19 protein-coding genes and 1 pseudogene are annotated in these 18,462 nt (G+C 42.6%); 6 read left to right on the top strand and 14 right to left on the bottom strand.

Annotated elements, in window-relative coordinates:
• The 4 genes from RM049_RS33445 to RM049_RS33455 all read right to left on the bottom strand — a co-directional run.
• The coding region (locus RM049_RS33445; RefSeq protein ID WP_416212680.1) for a protein kinase domain-containing protein at positions 1-1,331 on the bottom strand (1,331 nt) is incomplete at its 3' end.
• Between the two features lie 45 nt (positions 1,332-1,376).
• Positions 1,377-1,538, bottom strand: a complete 162-nt coding sequence (locus RM049_RS39460; RefSeq protein ID WP_416212681.1) for a hypothetical protein — start codon at positions 1,536-1,538, stop codon at positions 1,377-1,379.
• Between the two features lie 160 nt (positions 1,539-1,698).
• Positions 1,699-1,848 carry a hypothetical protein gene (locus tag RM049_RS33450; RefSeq protein ID WP_322707249.1) on the bottom strand — a complete coding sequence of 50 codons (150 nt, stop codon included), beginning with the start codon at positions 1,846-1,848 and terminating at the stop codon, positions 1,699-1,701.
• Complete coding sequence (locus tag RM049_RS33455; RefSeq protein WP_322707250.1) at positions 1,848-2,072, bottom strand: hypothetical protein; 225 nt, start codon at positions 2,070-2,072, stop codon at positions 1,848-1,850. The genes RM049_RS33450 and RM049_RS33455 overlap by 1 nt, the downstream gene beginning before the upstream one ends.
• Positions 2,073-2,109: 37 nt before the next feature.
• Between RM049_RS33455 and RM049_RS33460 the strand changes: the two genes are divergently transcribed.
• Positions 2,110-2,436: a hypothetical protein gene (locus RM049_RS33460; protein WP_322707251.1), complete on the top strand. Its 327-nt coding sequence runs from the start codon at positions 2,110-2,112 to the stop codon at positions 2,434-2,436.
• Between the two features lie 82 nt (positions 2,437-2,518).
• On the opposite strand, the gene RM049_RS33465 is transcribed toward RM049_RS33460, so the two are convergent.
• From RM049_RS33465 to radA, 3 genes are all read right to left on the bottom strand, one after another.
• Positions 2,519-2,794, bottom strand: coding sequence for a hypothetical protein (locus RM049_RS33465; protein WP_322707252.1), 276 nt, complete (start codon positions 2,792-2,794; stop codon positions 2,519-2,521).
• A gap of 272 nt (positions 2,795-3,066) precedes the next feature.
• Positions 3,067-3,795 carry a Uma2 family endonuclease gene (locus tag RM049_RS33470; protein WP_322707253.1) on the bottom strand — a complete coding sequence of 243 codons (729 nt, stop codon included), beginning with the start codon at positions 3,793-3,795 and terminating at the stop codon, positions 3,067-3,069.
• A 194-nt stretch (positions 3,796-3,989) separates the two neighbouring features.
• Complete coding sequence (gene radA / locus RM049_RS33475; protein WP_322669765.1) at positions 3,990-5,519, bottom strand: DNA repair protein RadA; 1,530 nt, start codon at positions 5,517-5,519, stop codon at positions 3,990-3,992.
• A 171-nt stretch (positions 5,520-5,690) separates the two neighbouring features.
• On the opposite strand from radA, the gene rpaB reads away from it, so the two are divergent.
• Entirely contained in the window at positions 5,691-6,419 is a 729-nt protein-coding gene (gene rpaB, locus RM049_RS33480) for a response regulator transcription factor RpaB (RefSeq protein ID WP_292866575.1), read from the top strand.
• A gap of 105 nt (positions 6,420-6,524) precedes the next feature.
• A complete protein-coding gene (locus RM049_RS33485; protein WP_322707254.1) occupies positions 6,525-7,175 on the top strand; it encodes a cofactor assembly of complex C subunit B in 651 nt (216 codons plus the stop codon).
• Between the two features lie 111 nt (positions 7,176-7,286).
• Here the strand turns inward: RM049_RS33485 and RM049_RS33490 are convergent, their stop codons facing one another.
• Entirely contained in the window at positions 7,287-8,201 is a 915-nt protein-coding gene (locus tag RM049_RS33490; RefSeq protein ID WP_322707255.1) for a M48 family metallopeptidase, read from the bottom strand.
• 155 nt (positions 8,202-8,356) lie between these two features.
• Between RM049_RS33490 and RM049_RS33495 the strand changes: the two genes are divergently transcribed.
• Positions 8,357-8,875 (top strand): DUF456 domain-containing protein, encoded by a 519-nt coding sequence (locus RM049_RS33495; RefSeq protein WP_322707256.1) that lies wholly within the window; start codon positions 8,357-8,359, stop codon positions 8,873-8,875.
• A 548-nt stretch (positions 8,876-9,423) separates the two neighbouring features.
• Positions 9,424-10,089: a PEP-CTERM sorting domain-containing protein gene (locus RM049_RS33500; protein ID WP_322707257.1), complete on the top strand. Its 666-nt coding sequence runs from the start codon at positions 9,424-9,426 to the stop codon at positions 10,087-10,089.
• 263 nt (positions 10,090-10,352) lie between these two features.
• On the opposite strand, the gene nblB is transcribed toward RM049_RS33500, so the two are convergent.
• The 6 genes from nblB to carB all read right to left on the bottom strand — a co-directional run bounded on the left by nblB (position 10,353) and on the right by carB (position 18,184).
• Positions 10,353-11,018, bottom strand: coding sequence for a phycobilisome degradation protein NblB (nblB, locus tag RM049_RS33505; RefSeq protein WP_322669770.1), 666 nt, complete (start codon positions 11,016-11,018; stop codon positions 10,353-10,355).
• A 92-nt stretch (positions 11,019-11,110) separates the two neighbouring features.
• On the bottom strand, positions 11,111-11,575 hold the full coding sequence (locus RM049_RS33510; protein ID WP_322669771.1) for a CBS domain-containing protein: 465 nt from the start codon (positions 11,573-11,575) through the stop codon (positions 11,111-11,113).
• Between the two features lie 278 nt (positions 11,576-11,853).
• The gene (gene mutT / locus RM049_RS33515; RefSeq protein WP_322702113.1) at positions 11,854-12,270 is read right to left on the bottom strand and encodes an 8-oxo-dGTP diphosphatase MutT; all 417 of its coding nucleotides are present in this window, start codon (positions 12,268-12,270) and stop codon (positions 11,854-11,856) included.
• 536 nt (positions 12,271-12,806) lie between these two features.
• The gene (locus RM049_RS33520) at positions 12,807-13,151 is read right to left on the bottom strand and encodes a DUF760 domain-containing protein (RefSeq protein WP_322687721.1); all 345 of its coding nucleotides are present in this window, start codon (positions 13,149-13,151) and stop codon (positions 12,807-12,809) included.
• A gap of 237 nt (positions 13,152-13,388) precedes the next feature.
• Positions 13,389-14,345: an RNA polymerase sigma factor, RpoD/SigA family gene (locus RM049_RS33525; protein WP_104909800.1), complete on the bottom strand. Its 957-nt coding sequence runs from the start codon at positions 14,343-14,345 to the stop codon at positions 13,389-13,391.
• A gap of 581 nt (positions 14,346-14,926) precedes the next feature.
• The gene (gene carB, locus RM049_RS33530) at positions 14,927-18,184 is read right to left on the bottom strand and encodes a carbamoyl-phosphate synthase large subunit (protein WP_322707258.1); all 3,258 of its coding nucleotides are present in this window, start codon (positions 18,182-18,184) and stop codon (positions 14,927-14,929) included.
• A gap of 94 nt (positions 18,185-18,278) precedes the next feature.
• Between carB and RM049_RS33535 the strand changes: the two are divergent.
• Positions 18,279-18,462: pseudogene (locus RM049_RS33535) on the top strand (hypothetical protein); the annotation flags it as partial.

Raw genomic sequence — 18,462 nt, forward strand, 5'->3', positions numbered from 1 at the left:
GAATAAACCAAGCCGGAATGACCAGTTAGGGTGCGAATTTCTCTGCCTGTTTGCACATTCCACAGTTTAATAGTTTTGTCCCAACTACCACTAGCCAAGATTTGCCCATTACTACTGATGGCGACGGAATAAACCAAGCCGGAATGACCAGTTAGGGTGCGAATTTCTCTGCCTGTTTGCAGATTCCACAGTTTAATAGTTTCGTCACTACTACCACTAGCCAAGATTTGCCTATCGCTACTGATGGCGACTGAAAAAACACAGGCGGAATGACCAGATAGGGTGCGAATTTCTTTACCTGTTTGCACATTCCACAGTTTAATAATTCCGTCGAAACTACCACTAGCCAAGATTTGCCCATTGCTACTGATGGCGACGGAATAAACCCAGTTGGAATGACCAGTTAGGGTGCGAATTTCTTTACCTGTTTGCACATTCCACAGTTTGATAGTGTTGTCCTTACTACCACTAGCCAAGATTTGCCCATCACTACTGATGGCGACGGAATCAACCGAGTCGGAATGACCAGTCAGAGTGCGGATAAGTTGACCTGTAGTTGATGAAAATAAGTGAATTACTGAACCTGCCACGCTTGCTAAGATATCTTCCTTAGAGCTAAGGGCTATTATCCTGGAAATACCTGGGATTAGATGAGCGCATTCCCAAGATAAGGGCGTATTGAAACGAGATATTACCGGTTGTGTTGGCGGTATGGGACTTGCACCCAACAAATCCAACCACTCCTGCACAGACTGAGGACGCAACTCATAATTTAACGCCATCCCCTTCATAATTGCCTCATTCACCCGATCGCTAACACTGCCATTCAACTCCTTGGGTGCTTGTAGCGTAAAATTTTGCAGCCTAGCTGGTGCTGGCATGGGCAATTGTCCAGTCACTAAAGAATATAATGTAGCTGCGAAGGCGTAAACATCTATATATTCTCCTCGTTGTTCGACGGGTGCATATTGTTCTGGTGGCGCGTAACCATGAGTAACACTCTCTGTATGCTGTAAAGCTGCACCGGAAATAAATTGTCTCGCAAGACCAAAGTCAATTAGCACCGCTTCTGGTTTACCCGCACGCATCATAATATTACTCGGCTTCAAATCCCGATGCAGCAAGCCTTTCTCATGAACCAATATCAAAGCTTCGCCAATTTGCCTAATATATAGTAGTGCTTCTGCTTCTGGTAACGCCCCTTTTTCGGTTATCAGCTTGCCCAAATCTTCGCCTTCGATGTACTCCATCGCTATACATGGCAAATTACCTTCATCAAAGACATTTTCTACCTGCACAACATCAGGATGGCGACACAAAGCCAGTCGCAAAGCTTCATCTCGAAAGTCATGCCGTAATTTATCTTGATGTGGTATCTATTTGGGATCGTTGAGGATTTGTTCTCTGAGAGTTTTGATAACTCGCAACTCGCCGCGTCGATTTTTAGCGAGATAGGTAATACCAACTCCACCTTCGCCTAATTTTCTCTCGATTATGTAGCGATCGCCAAATAACTGCTGCCCCGAATTCCACGCCATTGCTCAAGACTGTAGTTTCACTGATATTTTATTTTGGCACACCATAAACATCAATTTTTGGCATCTTTACTCAACTTTGCTCATAGGCTGTTAAGAATTCGTCCCGCGAGATACCTACTTGAGTACAAATTGATCTTAATGTCCCTGATTTAATTTGAGATTAATTAGGCATAACTAATGGTGTTTGCGATCCATCTTCATTTTCTCGCGCCATAACAATATGTTCGTGTTCCCGAACTATGCGAAACCCCAATAACTCAAATGCTTTAATAACTCTCTTCTTGGGAGCATCTACAGGAAACTTAGGCATTAAATAGCCACCTCTGCATCTGTCATAAAAGCTTCGATTACTGGTGAGTCATCTTCAAGTATTTCTTTGCCAAATATCTCGATATAGCAGCGAATAGCTGACTTGACATCGGCTAAGGCTTCTTCATAAGTGTTTCCTTGACCAACTACAGCCCCTTTTATACCAAGAGGATAGGCAACATAACTGTCAGAATGTTTTTCTACAATAATTTTGATTTGTTTCATTACGGGCATTTAGCAAGGTAAACTTTAAGCAATGCTGATGGAGCCTACAATAAGCGATATATCCAATTGTAATAAACTTATGGCGATCGCACCTATTAAACCCTCATCCTGGCTAGAGAATGGTATTCGACTTGAAAAAGTTAGTAATATTAATCTATTTAAAATTACAGATGAATTGTCAGATCGGATGCAAGAACTTGTTGATAAGAAAACAGCTAATTCTCAGACATCAGAAGAAGAGGCTGAATTGGAAGCAATTGGAGAATTAGTGATAATTGTTACCTACATCAATGGGATGATTGCTAATGAAGCGCAAGAATCTAACGAGACAGAAAACAGGGACATGGGAATAGACAGAAATTAATCCAATAATCCTATCTGATTTGTGAAAATTTGCACTGTCCAGATCCCCGACTTTTTTAAAAAGTCGGGGATCTAATTAGGGTTTATTGCATGAGAATTTGCCGGATTAAAATACTCATTACCTCATCTGGGTTGCCGGTTGGTACCAGTGGACTCCAATCCCCTACGCTGGCGTAGCCAATTACCTGCAAATAGTGAATTGTACTGGTAACAGCTTTGGTTGAACCAATCAATATATGCTTAATCGGTTCTCTCTTGGGAAATGGCTGTTCAGTTGATTGTTTGACAGTAGGTGTATCTAAATATTCACCTAAGAACTGTTCTAACTTTGACTGGGCGGAATCTTCTTGTTGTGCCATGATTGTATTTATCTCCTGATAAGGGGGACAGATAAGGGCGATCGCATTCTTCTTCGCGGGATTAGGCGATCGCCTTTATCATGGTTTCATTTTAATGTATAAAATTATACTTATCAACTATTAATTCAAAAATTTCTATCAATAATTCCGAAATTTTAATGTCAATAAATTAGGTCTAATTCGAGTTATTTAAGATTTTATTGCTATAAAAAAATGCTAGATTTAGCAAATTTTTAACTAAACCTAGCAATCCTAAATTATTTACAAGAAGTCTAATATTTAGGTTCAATTCCTGCCGCTCGCAATTGTGCTGCTAGTCGTTCGGCGCGTTGTTGTTCTTGTTCGGCGCGTTGGCGTTCTTGTTCGGCTAACTCAGAACCCCAAGGTAAAAGGTTTTCTTGTTCGTCCCACCACCGTAACCAATTTCCTGGGCGATTTTCACGAGTACCTTGCCACACCCCAAGGTAAAGATTCATTTCTGCTATCCAGTAGAGTTGATTTTCATCAGGCCCTTGCAAAATGTATTGTTCTGTATTCTGCAAGCGATACATCTCGAAACTGCCGCTATCTGGCTCAAAGATAATATAGTTTGGTACTTTTAAGATGCGCTCGTAGAAAAACCATTTTCCTGGGGGATATGTTGCTTTGATAGAATATTCTGTTTCCTGTGTATCGGAAATAAATTCCATCACAATTACGGGAATATCACCCTGTAATTGAGGTGTGTAACTGCGTATTACTTCTTCTCTACTAACATTAATTTTGGCAATAAAAGCCCAATCAGGAGCTTTAATGACCATTTTGTTGTTTAAAGTGGCACAAATACCGTAATTAGTTGTTGTTAGGGCGTTAGCTGAAATTTTTCCGGCTAATTGTAGGCTTTCTGTAAGTGCAGCAGCTAAGGCTGGTTGGTTGATGTTATCCACTGGATCATCTGGCAGTTTGTAATCATCGGGTAGTTTTTCCCAAGTGATTTGGTAGTCTTGGGTGAGGGCTGTCATGATCGGTTTTCCTTTAGGATTGGGCATTGGGGAGCCAGCGCTGTGGGCGGGTTTCCCGACTTGAGGCGACTGGCGTCATTGGGCATTGGGAAAGAGAAGGCAGGGGTGCACAGGGGCAGAGGGGGAGAGGGGAAAAACTTACTGCAACTTCTTCCCTGCTCCCTCATCTCCCTCATCTTCCTAGTCCCCAATAGTTACTCATCTTCATCAGGTTCTAAATCGTCGGCTGTCAATTCTTGATGCGGGATGGCGGCAATAATCGCATCTATTACTTTGGCAACGGGTAAAATCTCGATATCAAGATCGGGGAATTTTTGTCCTTTAGGGACGATCGCTCGTTTAAATCCCAACTTAGCAGCTTCTTTTAACCGCAGTTCCATTTGGGAAACCGATCGCACTTGTCCACCTAACCCAACTTCACCGATTAATACTGTACCGGGATCGACGATGCGATCGCGGAAACTAGCGACAATTGCGATCGCAATTCCCAAATCTACTGCTGGTTCTTCCACATTCAACCCACCCGCAGACGCAACGTAGGAATCCAATTTTGACATAGGAATTCCCACCCGTTTTTCTAAGACGGCAAGAATTTGCACCAAGCGGTTGTAATCTACGCCAGTTCCAGCACGACGGGGTGAGGGGTAGCTGGTGGGACTCACCAAAGCTTGCAATTCTACAACGATCGGGCGAGTGCCTTCACAAGCCACGACAATGGCAGTACCTGGTGCGGGATCGTCACGGTTGCCTAAAAATAGCTCTGAGGGATTGGAGACTTCTCGCAATCCATCTGTCACCATTTCAAAGATGCCGATTTCGTGAGTTGCGCCGAAGCGGTTTTTGACTGTCCGCAATAACCGATGCGAGGCAAAGCGATCGCCTTCAAAATACAACACTGTATCGACTAAATGTTCTAAAACTTTTGGCCCAGCGATCGCTCCTTCTTTGGTGACGTGTCCCACAATCAGCATGGTGATATCTTCGTGCTTCGCCACTTTCATCAGTGCTGCGGTACATTCTCGTACCTGAGCCACTGAACCTGGTGCAGAAGTCAACGCCGGAAAAAACACTGTTTGGATACTATCAATTACCGCCACATTTGGTTTGAGAGAGTCTATTTCCCGTAAAATTTCTTCTAAATCTGTTTCTGGCAGTACATATAAATCTGCACCTATACTGTCAGGGTCTATAGAAATCGTAGTATCTTCTACTACTACTGTTACCTTCTCCTCGTTTACCATACTTAGGGGTTTTGATACTCCCAACCGAGAAGCTCGTAATTTTACCTGCTGTCCTGATTCTTCACCGGTTACGTAAAGGATGCGATATTTCTGTGCTAATTGATTAGATACTTGCAACAATAAAGTCGATTTACCAATCCCTGGATCGCCACCAATCAGTACCATAGAGCCAGGGACAACCCCACCGCCAAGTACTCGATCTAATTCTCCATAACCAGACTCCCAGCGAGCGATTTGGCGATCGGTAATTTGGTTAAATGTTAAGGAGGCTCGCGCTTTAGCTGGTTTAGCGTGAGATTTGCCATTGCTTTGAGTTGATTGCCAACCACTCACTCCCCCCCGACTGGGTACATCTACTGAGGATTGAATCGAAATTTGTTCTTCTAGAGAGTTGTAAGTACCGCAAGCTGGACACTTACCAAACCATTGGGGCGATTCTGCTCCACATTCATTACAAACAAAAAAGGTTTTTGGCTTTGCCATTCTTAAATCTTATTAAATAATCTTAATATTTACTTAATTCTTGAAAAAAACTAAAAACTAATAATATGTGGTATTTAGAGCTTTTTCCAAATCAATTCATGGAATGATATCTTAATATTATGGTATTAAAAATTAATCATGTAAATTTTTAGTCAAGGAGCCTAGAGAAACTTGGAAAGCCATAAAGAAAAAATCTTGGTGGTAGACGACGAAGCCAGCATTCGCCGGATTTTGGAAACACGCCTTTCCATGATTGGCTACGATGTAGTGACCGCTGGCGACGGGGAAGAAGCTTTGGATACTTTTCGCAAAACTGAGCCTGACCTGGTAGTTTTAGATGTAATGATGCCAAAGTTAGACGGCTATGGTGTATGTCAAGAATTACGAAAAGAATCAGATGTCCCCATTATTATGCTAACAGCTTTGGGTGATGTCGCCGATCGCATCACCGGGTTAGAATTGGGTGCTGATGACTATGTAGTTAAACCATTTTCCCCCAAAGAGCTAGAAGCCCGGATTCGCTCGGTGCTGCGGCGAGTAGATAAAAACGGTGCTTCTGGAATTCCCAGTTCTGGGGTAATTCATGTCGCTAATATTAAAATCGATACGAATAAGCGACAAGTCTACAAAGGCGATGAGCGGATTCGATTGACGGGTATGGAGTTCAGCTTGTTAGAGTTGTTAGTCAGTCGCTCTGGAGAAGCTTTTTCTCGTTCGGAAATTTTGCAGGAAGTATGGGGTTATACACCAGAACGTCATGTAGATACCCGCGTAGTAGATGTGCATATATCGCGTTTGCGGGCAAAATTAGAAGACGATCCTAGCAACCCAGAATTGATTCTTACCGCGCGGGGTACTGGTTATCTTTTCCAGCGGATTATTGAACCAGGGGAAGAGTAAGGAGATGAGGTAGGGGGGCAGGGGAGCAGGGGAGCAGGGGGCAGAGGAAAATAATAATAACTAATGCCCCATGCCCAATAACAAATGACAAATGACAAATGACAAATGACTAAACCCGATCCTAATCGAGTTTTGCGGCGTCTACCCATTGTTGTAGGTGGTCTAGGCGCTGTACTTTTATTGATTAACCGTTTATTAACACCGGAATTAACCCAGTCTCAATCGCGTGGTGATGTAGTGGGCGTGATTTTGAGTGCGGTGTTAATTTTGACGGGTTTAATTTGGCAACAAGTTCAGCCGCGATCGCCTGATACTGTAGAACTAATAGGAGAAGAAGGTTTTGTACTCGCACCAGATTTACCCGAAGCTGTAAAAACAGAGCTAGCCTGGGCATCTCATTTATTGTTGACTAATACAGTAACGCGATCGCTTGTGGTTTTTTATCAAGGTAAAGTTTTGTTGCGTCGTGGCATTCTGAGTACTAAATCTGAGGTTGTGCCAGGAGTAATCTTAAAACAGGTACTCGAAAAACAAAAGCCGATTTATTTAGTTGCTCTAAAAATATATCCAGGTAGAGTTGAATTTGATTATTTACCAGAAAATACTCAAGGTGTAATTTGTCAACCTATTGGCAACCAAGGTGCGTTAATTTTGGGCGCGAATGCTCCTCGCAGTTACACCAAACAAGATGAAAACTGGATTGCAGGAATTGCTGATAAATTAGCCGTTACTCTTGACTCGACTTTATCCAACTAAGTGACGTAAAAATTTAGCTTGGTCATGTGGGACAATAACTCGTAATTTGTAATTCCTACTCAAATTAACTTGCTTGTATCTATAGTTAATTACGAATTACGAATTATTAAGTCACCAAGAAGTCAAAAAATTCCAACCTTCCTTTTCTTCTGGTGTCTTTGCTTCTTTTTCTTCTGGTTCTCCCGGGATATTTAAATTTGTCTGTTGAATTAAATTATCATAAGCTCCTGAATCAACCCATTTTAATAATTCGCCAGCCCGCATAACTATCCAAGAAAGCCCAGGCTCTGTATAGCTTAATATTTTAGTGACTTTATCCACGCTATCAAAGTTATTGGATGCAAATTCACGGGCTTGGATAAGAAAATCTTCAATTACAGCACTAGTCAAGTACTCATCTGGTAAACCTGCAAGTTTCATCAGTGTAGTAGTTGCTACGTCAATATCCTGACAAGCAAGCATTGCAGCCCGATCGGCAGTGAATCTAGCCATCATTCGCCAATTATACAAACCTAGTTCCATTCCGCCAGCTACCAAGCCACCGACTCCGAGTGTGGTACTGCTCAACAAATTTTTCAAAGTTGGCATAACAATTGCCATTTGGTGATAAACCATGTGCTGACTTTTGATGCGAGCGACTTCATGTCCGAAAATGTAAAGCAACTCATCTACGCCAAGCCACTCCATTGCATCTAAATTGATACCGACAATGGGTTTTTCTACGCCAACAATGTAGCTTTGAATGTGACCTGTGCCTCGAAATAGATACAATTCAGGAAGTGGAGCAACATCAAGAATTTGGCAGGTTTCTACAAATGCTTGATGTAATTCGGGAAAATTACGGGGCGAAATTCTGATTTCACTACCAAGACTTTGCAGTCTAAGTAGGCGATCGATACCGTATTCGTTAATTTTTTTGAGTAGTAGTGAGACACCGGGCATATTTTGTAAAGAAGCCAAGGCTTTGCGATCGAAGGGGTGTTCGTAGGCTTCCGAACTTAGTCCAGTTAATATTTTTCTCGTCATGGGTTTTGAGCTTTTAAATAGCAGTTTAGAAGCATTAGGCAAACTTACACCACAGTGTACTAGGTATTTTTCGCTATCTTACCCAGATAGAATATACAGTAGGGGCGCACAGACGTGCGTCTCTGTGAGAAAATTTGGAAATTTACAATTAATCTATGCAGATTATTTATTGGCTATTAGTTGCTGTAATGGTTGTGGGTATTATTGGTGCTGTAGTTCCAGCCATTCCCGGTAGCAGTTTAATTTTAATTGCAATTATTGTCTGGGGCATCGTTAGTAGTTCTTTTGCAGCTATCAAGATTCCACTAATTGTGACAATTATAGTTTTACTGCTCAGTGTCGGAGTAGATTTTTTAGCTAGCTATGTAGGAGCAAAACAAGCTGGAGCTAGCAAGTGGGGGCAAATTGGCGCAATTGTTGGTTTGGTGGTAGGATTTTTGGGATTATTGCCAACTTTACCTTTTGGGGGGCCACTGTTAGGAATTTTACTAGGCCCGCTTTTGGGAGCAATTATTGGTGAGTACCTTTACCGACGTGAATTTGGGTTAGCGGTTAAAGCAGGTATAGGAATTGTAGTTGGGTCTTTGGTTGGAAATTTGATTCAAGGATTGTTAGCGATCGCCGCAGTTGTAGTTTTTGTTGTGACAACCTGGCCACAGGTATATGGCTCTTAGCATTTAAAAAATCTGACAGATTTGAGAACAGAGATAATAGCTAGCAACTAGCTATTTGTTACAAATATTCAAAAAGACTATCTATAGTAAACAAATACAGCGGTGCCTCCCATTTATTCTATGAGAGGAACCGTTTCACTAAATATTTAGTAACTAGAAAGATTATAGATACACTTCATACTCCATTTATCTAAAATAGAGTTTAGCTGCTAATAGTATTTTTATATACCGTTACAAGTATATTTGCGTAAATAATTTTTCTTGAAGTTGGAGCTATTGCCAATAATTTCAACCCTAGAGAGTAAGAGATATACGAAGCGCAGATATGTAAGAAATTAAAATTTTATGAAGACTATTTGTTAATTGAAGATGTGATGAAGACCACTCAGTAAATATTGCAGGTTCTAAGTCTATGTGATTTTATGGAGATAAGAAATACATCACGCAAGTTTCGCTTTCACTGACAGTATTTTAAATAGATTACTGATAGTAAAGGTCAAGCAATCAATTTCTCTGTTCCAGGTTATTATTAGGACTCTCAAACACTCATGATTAATTTTAAATCTAAATTACTAAACGCTACTTTAGCTGCTAGTTTTGCAATCCCCTTGGCTACTGCTGGGATGTTTACATCTGCTGGTTCGGCTCAAGCTGTAACCTTGAACGGAAGTATTGGTCTTACTGGTACATCTATCGTTCCTAATGATGGAGTCAATCCAGCTACTACTAGTATTAAATTTGTTGATGTTGATGGTATTGATACTAATGGTGATTTTGCCGCCTTCTCACCAAGCTTATCAGGCACAGGTATTACCATTAACACTCTAAATTTAACCAAGATAGCTAATGTATCAAGCACAACAGCTACATATTCTACAGGCGTTTACACCCCGTTCATTAATTTCGGTTCGCGAACCTTGGGTAGTACTACTGCGCTTCTTACCTTTGATCTAGATGATTCTGTAGTTACCAGAACTCGGAAATCGGCTACCAACATTAATGACGTAATATTGGATGGGATTACGGGGAAATTTAATTTCAATGGAAAAACTATTGGGATTGGCAATTTGGGTGCTTCTCTTAATGGAAAAACAAGCGAGTACCACTTAACTCTCGAAGCAGTTAGCGTTCCTGAGCCAACCACAATGCTAGGTTTAGGTTTAGTTGGTGCTGGCATGGTTATGTCTCGCCGCCGCAAAAGTGCCATTCAATAGTCCTATCCTAAATATAAAAAAGTTACCTTTAATTGCTAAAAGTAACTCTAATTAATCTATTCGATCTGGCTGGAATGCAAATTCTCCCAACCAGGTCGAATTTTTTATACTGTCAGATAAATCTATATGAATGGTGAATTTTCTTAACCTTATACCAATTCAATTAATGATTGCAACACATTCTTGGGTAAAGACGCGATGAATCGCGTCTCTACAAATAGTCTATTTGTCGCATTCTTTTTTCAAATTGGTATTAGATAGACTTAAACTGACTGCAAAGATTGTTTCGCTTCGCTTGCGATCGCATCTACTTCATCATTAGCCAAAGTTTCTAATATAGATTTGGCTTCTGGATTACCCAAACGAGCTAAGGCTTGTACAAGTCTGTAACGAATTTGCCAATCTGGGTTGGTAGCATAAGGAGCCAAGAGAGGAATTGCTTGTACATCTCCCAAGTCACCCAAAGAACTAATAGCAGCAGTTTGGACTAATTCATTTTCTGATGAAAGTGCCTCTTTGAGTAGTTCAAAGGCTCGTGGATCGCCCAACTCTCCTAATGTAGCAATAATACTGAATTGTATTAGCCATTCCTCGGTTGTGTGATAAAGCTGCTGTAAATCTTCAAAAGCTTCACTTAACTTCAGAGCGCCTAAACAGTCTGCTGCTGCTGCTTGTACATCTACTTCGGAGTCATGAAGCAAACGATCGCGCAAGATATCCAAGGATAACTGTAAATCTTGGGTTCCAAGTGTATCCATTTGACTCACTGCTGAGTAACGAACACGGGAATTGCGATCGCCAATAGCACTTTGAATTAATTCAAAGCCAACCGCAGGTTCCAATTCGCGGATTTGATTTACAGCACGTAAGCGATCGCCTAAATCCTCAGAACTGAGCAATTGCTTAACAGACTCCGGAGTAATACTCATTTAGTTATCCTTGATTTTCAAATGTATAAAAAAGAGTCAAAAGTCAACAGTTAAGTATCAAGAACTCATGACTAATGACTAATGACAGCTGACTAATCTTGACTAGCAGCCATAGCCCGAATAACATCACCACGAGTCAGGATACCAATTACTTGACCTGTACTATCAAGTACTGGCAAGCGGTGAACGCTGCGATCGTGCATGATTGTAGCTGCTTCTTTTAAAGTTTTATCAGGGGAAATAGCGATCGGGTTTTTACTCATCACCTCCCCGACGGTTTGCCCTAAAGCCTTATGCAAATCACGGTCATACGTAGCAGGATTTTTTAAATAGATAACACTATCAAGAAACATAATGTACGCAGGTGGAGTAACACCAGTTTCTTGCCACATCAAATCAGTTTCCGAGATAATGCCTACCAATTTACCGAGATCGTCCACAACAGGTAGTCCGCTGATATGGCGTTCTGCGAGAATTTGGATAGCTTCCTTGAGTGGAGTTTCCTCCCGGACAACAATAGGATCGCGGCTCATCACATCGGCAACGGTTTTAGGCATTTATTTGCTGACACCTTAAATCAAAGTCCCTGCGCCTATTGTAGAAAATTGCGGGACTCAACCTGATGCAATTAATAGATTGTTACGGGATTGGTCATTTGTCATTTGTCATTGGGCATTGGGCGTTAGGAGTGCTGTTAGCGGAAAGCTAAGGTTTAGCCCGTGCTGAGTTAAGAGTTAAGAGTTAGGAGTTAGGAGTTTTGTTTATCTCCTTGTCCCCTCATCTCCCTCATCCCCCGCTCCTCTGCCCCCTGCTCCCCTGCCCCTCTGCTTCTTTCCTAGCCCCCACTTCCTTTTAATGCAGCAATAATTTGAGTATTTGCTTTCGGAAAAGTAAAATGCTCTAGTTCTTCCAAATTTACCCAGCGAATTTCATCGGATTCCAAAGGTTGGGGGATACCTGTAAGATGGCGGCAGTGATGTACTGTGAGGGTAACGCGCAAGTTTGTATAACTGTGGTCAATAGTAATCAGATGCTCTCCCACTTCAATTACTATTCCCAGTTCTTCGGAAATTTCCCGTTGAATACATTCTTGGATGGTTTCACCAGGCTCTATTTTACCACCAGGAAATTCCCACAAACCACCCATCGCTCCTTCTGGACGACGGCGGTCAATCAAAATTTGCTTTTGGTCATTCCAAATTACTGCAACACCAATGATTTTATGGGGTGGGAAAGAACTGGTTTCACTCATAATTGAATGGCGAGTAGAGAGTAGAGAAAGAATTCCTGAATTTTGATTCTTGACTAATAACAAAACTCGGCAGACTACTTGTAACTCTGCCGAGTTTAGATTTATTTATTGCAAAAGTCATTTAGTACTGTTCGTTTATCCACAAATGTGCATTAATCATCTACAAATACACCTCTAATATCGTGTCTGGCTAAAAACTTCTTATTAAGACCGCAAAGGCCTAGAGGAAAGGAATTTTCCGGTATTCTGCATAGATTCGGGAGTTCTACCTAACTAGCCTGACATCAATAATTGATTGAATCAAGACAAAATTACAGGAGTTCACAGAGAAGCGGAATCAAAAACTCCGCGTTCCTCTGCGTTTAAATTTCAACCTGAATTAGTCACTATTTTGGATATTTTAAAAAACTTAACTGATGTATAATCGGAAATTAGCGGTAAAGATTTCGCAGAGACTTATTTTCAACTCGTATCGCTGTAACTATAACTAGCTATCAGTTCAACACTATTGATTGAATTTCCCAAATTTTACATTTCTAGTCAATTTCGCTGTTGTCGGTATCAGATCCTTGTAAGGCCATTTCAAAATTCATTCTCTGTTCGGCGTTACGTAAGAAATAACCACTAATCATCGCAGAAGCAAGAAGCCTACCTAAATTTTCCCGATTTGTGGTGACAGTAACACCAAAGTGTTCTGAAGGTAGATTACCTAATAGTCCTGTAATATTTCGTTCCATTACCTGAAAGACTTCGGCAGACGTGGGTTTGGATAGCTGGGTAACTGTCTCTGGACTCAAGGATTTAACGTACTGCCATAGTAAATCGTTAGTTTCTGCTTCGCTATTAAAAAATTCTGAGACACGATTGGATGGGTTACTCATTTTTTAGCTCCTTAACTACCACTATTAGCTGCGGTGCTTGTGATTTGAATATTAAATGTTTGTTTTGGATTTGACTTAGTTATTTTGTCTTCCTGTCAACTAATGTAACAGCCTAGCGTAAGAGTGGAAGTAGGTGTAACCGTACCAAAGTCAGCGTATTTTCTCACCAATTGGTCAGTAGTCATTGGTCTTTAGTCCTTTGTTAACAACTAATGACAAATGACTAATGACAAATGACTAACTTGCCAAATATTCATCCATGTTGGCTTTAGACTTGCGAAGTTTGCTTAAGGCTTCCCGTTCAATTTGTCGGACTCGTTCTCGACTGATGTTCAATATTTCACCAATTCTAGCCAGAGTCAGAGCTTGCCCATCAGTTAAGCCAAAACGCAGTGTGATTACTTCCCTTTGTTGTGGCGTGAGATCGCCCATCAGGCGATCTAAGTCATAAGATAGGGAAGATTGCATCACAAACTCTTCGGGAGAAGCGCCTGGATCTTCCAGCATTTCTCCAAGTTCGGTGTCGTAGTTATCACCCAGCCGCAAATCCAAGGAAAGAGGCAAACGCGCCTTTTCTAAATACTCTCGCACTTGTTTGGGCGTCAATTCTAATTCTTGAGCTAGCTCCCCAGCCGTAGGAGCGCGTCCCAACTTTTGAGACAATTGGCGTTGTGCTTTTTTAATCTTATTTAATTTTTCGGTGATATGGATCGGCAACCGAATGGTACGAGCTTTTTCGGCTATAGCACGAGTAATAGCTTGCCGAATCCACCAATAGGCATAAGTAGAAAATCTGTACCCTTTGGTGGGGTCAAACTTTTCTACGCCCCGTTGCATACCAATACTACCTTCTTGGATCAAGTCCAGTAAATCGACGTTGCGCTTGATGTATTTTTTGGCAACGGACACTACCAGCCGCAAATTGGCTTCTACCATCTTGCGCTTGGCAATTTCACCATCTGCGATCGCTTCATTCAACTCTGCTGGTTCTAGGTTTGTTGCTTTGGCCCACTCTTCTAGAGTCGGTTGATGACCTAGCTGGGTGGCAAGAGACTCCCTTGATTCGTGCAAAGCGCAGGAACGTTGCACCTGTTTACCATAGAAAATCTCTTCCTCGTGGGTTAAAAGTGGCACACGGCCAATCTCACGCAGGTAAGTCCGCACGAGGTCTGTGGCTGTCTGAGCGGTCTTCATGGCGCTACTCTTTGGTAATGATGGGGTTGGCGGTAGGGTCATTAAGGGATAGATGCTTTCTTTATTTATTAGGGTGCTACCCAGTCAGACTGGGAACCTGTACTATGGTTTGCAACTTACGCGCCTGAGAAACTCGGCTGCTCATAATAATCAAATTTAGGCTTCTTAACTGCTAAAACTACAGTTATTTCCTACTTTTCACAAGTATCTACAGTTAGATAAAAGGTTGCTTTTTAAACATTTTTTATGTAAGTCCTATTAACAATTGTAACATTTATGAGAAGATTTTGGCTAGATGGCGACATGAAATTTCCTGGTTTTCCCAGTTAATGTAACGTTGCCCTCTATCTTAAGGCTGACTAAAGTCAATTTAAGAAATTATCTGGTTCAAATAATTTTCCTCATATTTGTTAAAATATCTCAATGAGAACTATATTCATTCTCTTCTAACAATTGTTTAATTTTTCTGGCAATTGGGAATTGTAAATGGGGAATTGGGCATGGGGCATGGGGCATTGGGTGTAGTTATTCCCCTTGTCTCCCCTGCTCCCCTGCTCCCCTGCTCCCCTACCCCCTACTTCCTAGAGAGGGCAATACTCTTGGATAGTTTTTACGTCCAAAGTCGTATTTTGTAAGGAACGGATGGCGGCGACGGTAGCTTTTGCACCGGCGATGGTAGTAATGATGGGAATTTTGTAAGCTAAGGCTGTGCGACGGATTAACCTAGCATCAGTCTGGGCTTCTTCCCCTGAAGGTGTGTTGATAATCAGTTGGATTTTCTGGTTTTTGATCGCATCTAAGACGTGGGGACGACCTTCATGAAGTTTTAAGACTAATTCAATCTTTAGCCCCTGTTCCAGAAGAACTCGGCGTGTACCAAGGGTAGCCATCACTGTAAAGCCCAAATCGATAAATTCTTTCACCACACCACTTGCAGCAGCTTTATCGCGATCGCTCATTGATACAAATACAGTTCCCGTTAGCGGTAAACGCTCCCCAGCACCCATCTCCGCTTTGGCAAAGGCACGGCCAAAGTCGCTGTCAATCCCCATCACCTCACCAGTGGATCTCATTTCTGGGCCCAATATTGTATCAGTTCCTGGGAATTTATTAAAGGGTAATACTGCTTCTTTTACAGCAATATGTATAGGAATGACTTCCTCTGTAAAATTTAGCTCCTCTAAGGTTTTACCCGACATAATTAAGGATGCTAGTTTCGCTAGCTGTACGCCCGTAGCTTTAGATACAAATGGCACTGTGCGAGAAGCGCGGGGATTGGCTTCTAGAATGTAAACTTGGGGAGAATAGCTGCTTGCACCAACAACGGCAAATTGAATATTCATCAACCCTACGACTGACAATGCTTGTGCTAGCTGTATCGTCCAAGTGCGAATCTGATTGAGAACTGCTGGTGATAGGGAAATGGAAGGTAAGGAACAAGCGGAATCTCCTGAGTGAATACCCGCTTGCTCGATGTGTTCCATAATACCGCCAATCACTACTCTTCCTGTATGGTCGGCGATCGCATCGACATCAACTTCAATTGCGTTTTCCAAAAACTTATCAATCAAAATCGGATGTTCTGGTTCCACTAGTACCGCAAAGGTCATGTAGCGTTCCAACTCAGCATCCGAATAAACGATTTCCATCGCCCGTCCTCCCAACACATAGCTGGGACGCACTACCACTGGATAACCAATGCGTTTAGCAACAATCAGCGCATCTTCGTAACTCCGCGCGATACCATTGGGCGGTTGGGAAATATTCAACTGTTGGAGAATCTTTTCAAACCGCTCCCGGTTTTCTGCCATATCGATGGAATCTGGCGACGTACCCCAAATTTGAGTGCTGAGTCCTGAGTCTTGAGTGCTGAGAAACTGCTGGAGTGGGATAGCCAACTTGAGCGGGGTTTGTCCGCCAAATTGGATAATTACCCCAACTGGATTTTCTGTTTCGATGATGTTAAGGACATCTTCTTTTGTTAACGGCTCAAAGTAAAGGCGATCGCTGGTATCGTAATCTGTCGAAACTGTCTCTGGGTTAGAGTTGACCATAATCGTCTCATACCCCGCTTTCTTCAAAGCATAAGCGGCGTGACAACAACAATAATCAAACTCAATTCCCTGTCCAATGCGGTTAGGGCCACCACCCAAAATCAACACTTTTGGCTTGGTTGCGGGCAAAACCTCTGTTTCTTCTTCGTAGGTAGAGTAGTAGTAGGGGGTAAAGGCTTCAAACTCAGCAGCGCAGGTATCCACTGTTTTATAAACTGGGATAATACCTAGTGACTTGCGGTAGGCGCGAACTTCATCTTCAGTAGTTTTAGTGGCATAAGCAATCTGGCGATCGCTATATCCATCGCGCTTCACTTCATAAAGTTGCTCTTTTGTCAATTGCTGCAAAGGTGTCCGCTTCAGGAATTTCTCGACATCTAGCAGTTGCTGAAATTTATCTAGGAACCACGGGTCAATACCAGTTAGTTCGTAGATTTCTTCAGCACTAATCCCTAGTTGCAAGGCATGGCGCACAGAGAAAATGCGATCGGGGTTAGGTGTCCGCAGTTGGGCGCGGATTTGTTCGCCACTGGGTAATTTTTCGGCTTTGTCGCAACCCCAACCAGCGCGTCCGGTTTCGAGCGATCGCAGTGCCTTTTGGAAGGATTCATTGAATGTGCGCCCAATTGCCATTGCTTCCCCAACTGATTTCATTTGGGTTGTCAGCACTGCGTCAGAACCGGGGAACTTTTCAAAGGCAAAGCGGGGAATTTTTGTCACCACATAGTCAATTGTCGGCTCAAAGGACGCGGGAGTTTTCTTGGTGATGTCATTTTTAATTTCATCCAAGGTGTAACCCACAGCCAATTTTGCGGCCATTTTGGCGATGGGGAAACCAGTGGCTTTAGAAGATAAAGCCGAACTACGGGAAACGCGGGGGTTCATCTCAATTACAACCACATCGCCATTAACTGGATTGATGGCAAACTGAATATTAGAACCGCCAGTTTCCACACCGATCTCGCGGATGATTTTAATTGCCATATCCCGCAGCCTTTGATATTCTTTATCAGTAAGGGTTTGCGCGGGAGCGACGGTAATAGAGTCTCCGGTGTGGATGCCCATAGGGTCAAGGTTCTCGATGGAGCAGATAATCACCACGTTATCTGCCAAGTCACGCATCACTTCGAGTTCATATTCTTTCCAGCCGAGTAAAGACTGGTCAATGAGAATTTGCGAAACAGGGCTGGCATCTATACCTACCTGTGCCATTTCTTCAAATTCTTCTTGGTTGTAGGCAATGCCGCCGCCACTTCCACCCATTGTGAAAGCTGGACGAATAATTAGGGGATAACTACCAATTTGACGGGCAACAGCTTTGGCTTCTTCTAAAGATTCGGCTGTGCCACTGGGACATACGGCTACCCCAATCCTTGCCATTGCTTCACCAAAAAGTTTCCGATCTTCAGCTTTTTCGATCGCTGGGAGTTTAGCGCCGATTAACTCAACGCCGTACTTTTCCAGCACCCCATTTTTGGCTAAAGCAACGGCGATGTTGAGGGCGGTTTGTCCTCCCATCGTTGGTAGGAGAGCATCGGGGCGTTCTTTTTCGATGACTTTTTCGACCAATTCCGGTGTCAACGGCTCAATGTAAGTGCGATCGGCCGTTTCCGGGTCGGTCATAATCGTTGCAGGGTTGGAGTTGACCAAAACCACTTCATAGCCTTCTTCTCGGAGCGCTTTGCAGGCTTGAGTGCCAGAGTAGTCAAACTCACAGGCTTGTCCGATCACAATTGGACCAGAACCTAACAGTAGAATCTTCTGGAGGTCGTCACGGCGGGGCATAGTCGTTGCCTTGGAATACGAGAATAGAAATCCTGATCATTTTAAGGGTCTTTACCCCCTATGGTGCTTTTTATTATTAAGTTTTCTAAGTTTGATGACAGGAACGAGTGGGGGAGCAGGGGAGCAGGGGAGACAAGGGGACAAGGGGACAAGGGGACAAGGGGGAATTATTGAACAAGTCTTTTCCTTTTTTCTTGTCTACCTTGTCTCTTCCCCATGCCCCATGCCCCATGCCCCATGCCCCATGCCCCATGCCCCATGCCCCATGCCCAATGCCC

It is taken from the genome of Nostoc sp. DedQUE04, assembly GCF_034530995.1.
In the GTDB taxonomy this organism is placed as follows: Bacteria; Cyanobacteriota; Cyanobacteriia; order Cyanobacteriales; family Nostocaceae; genus Nostoc.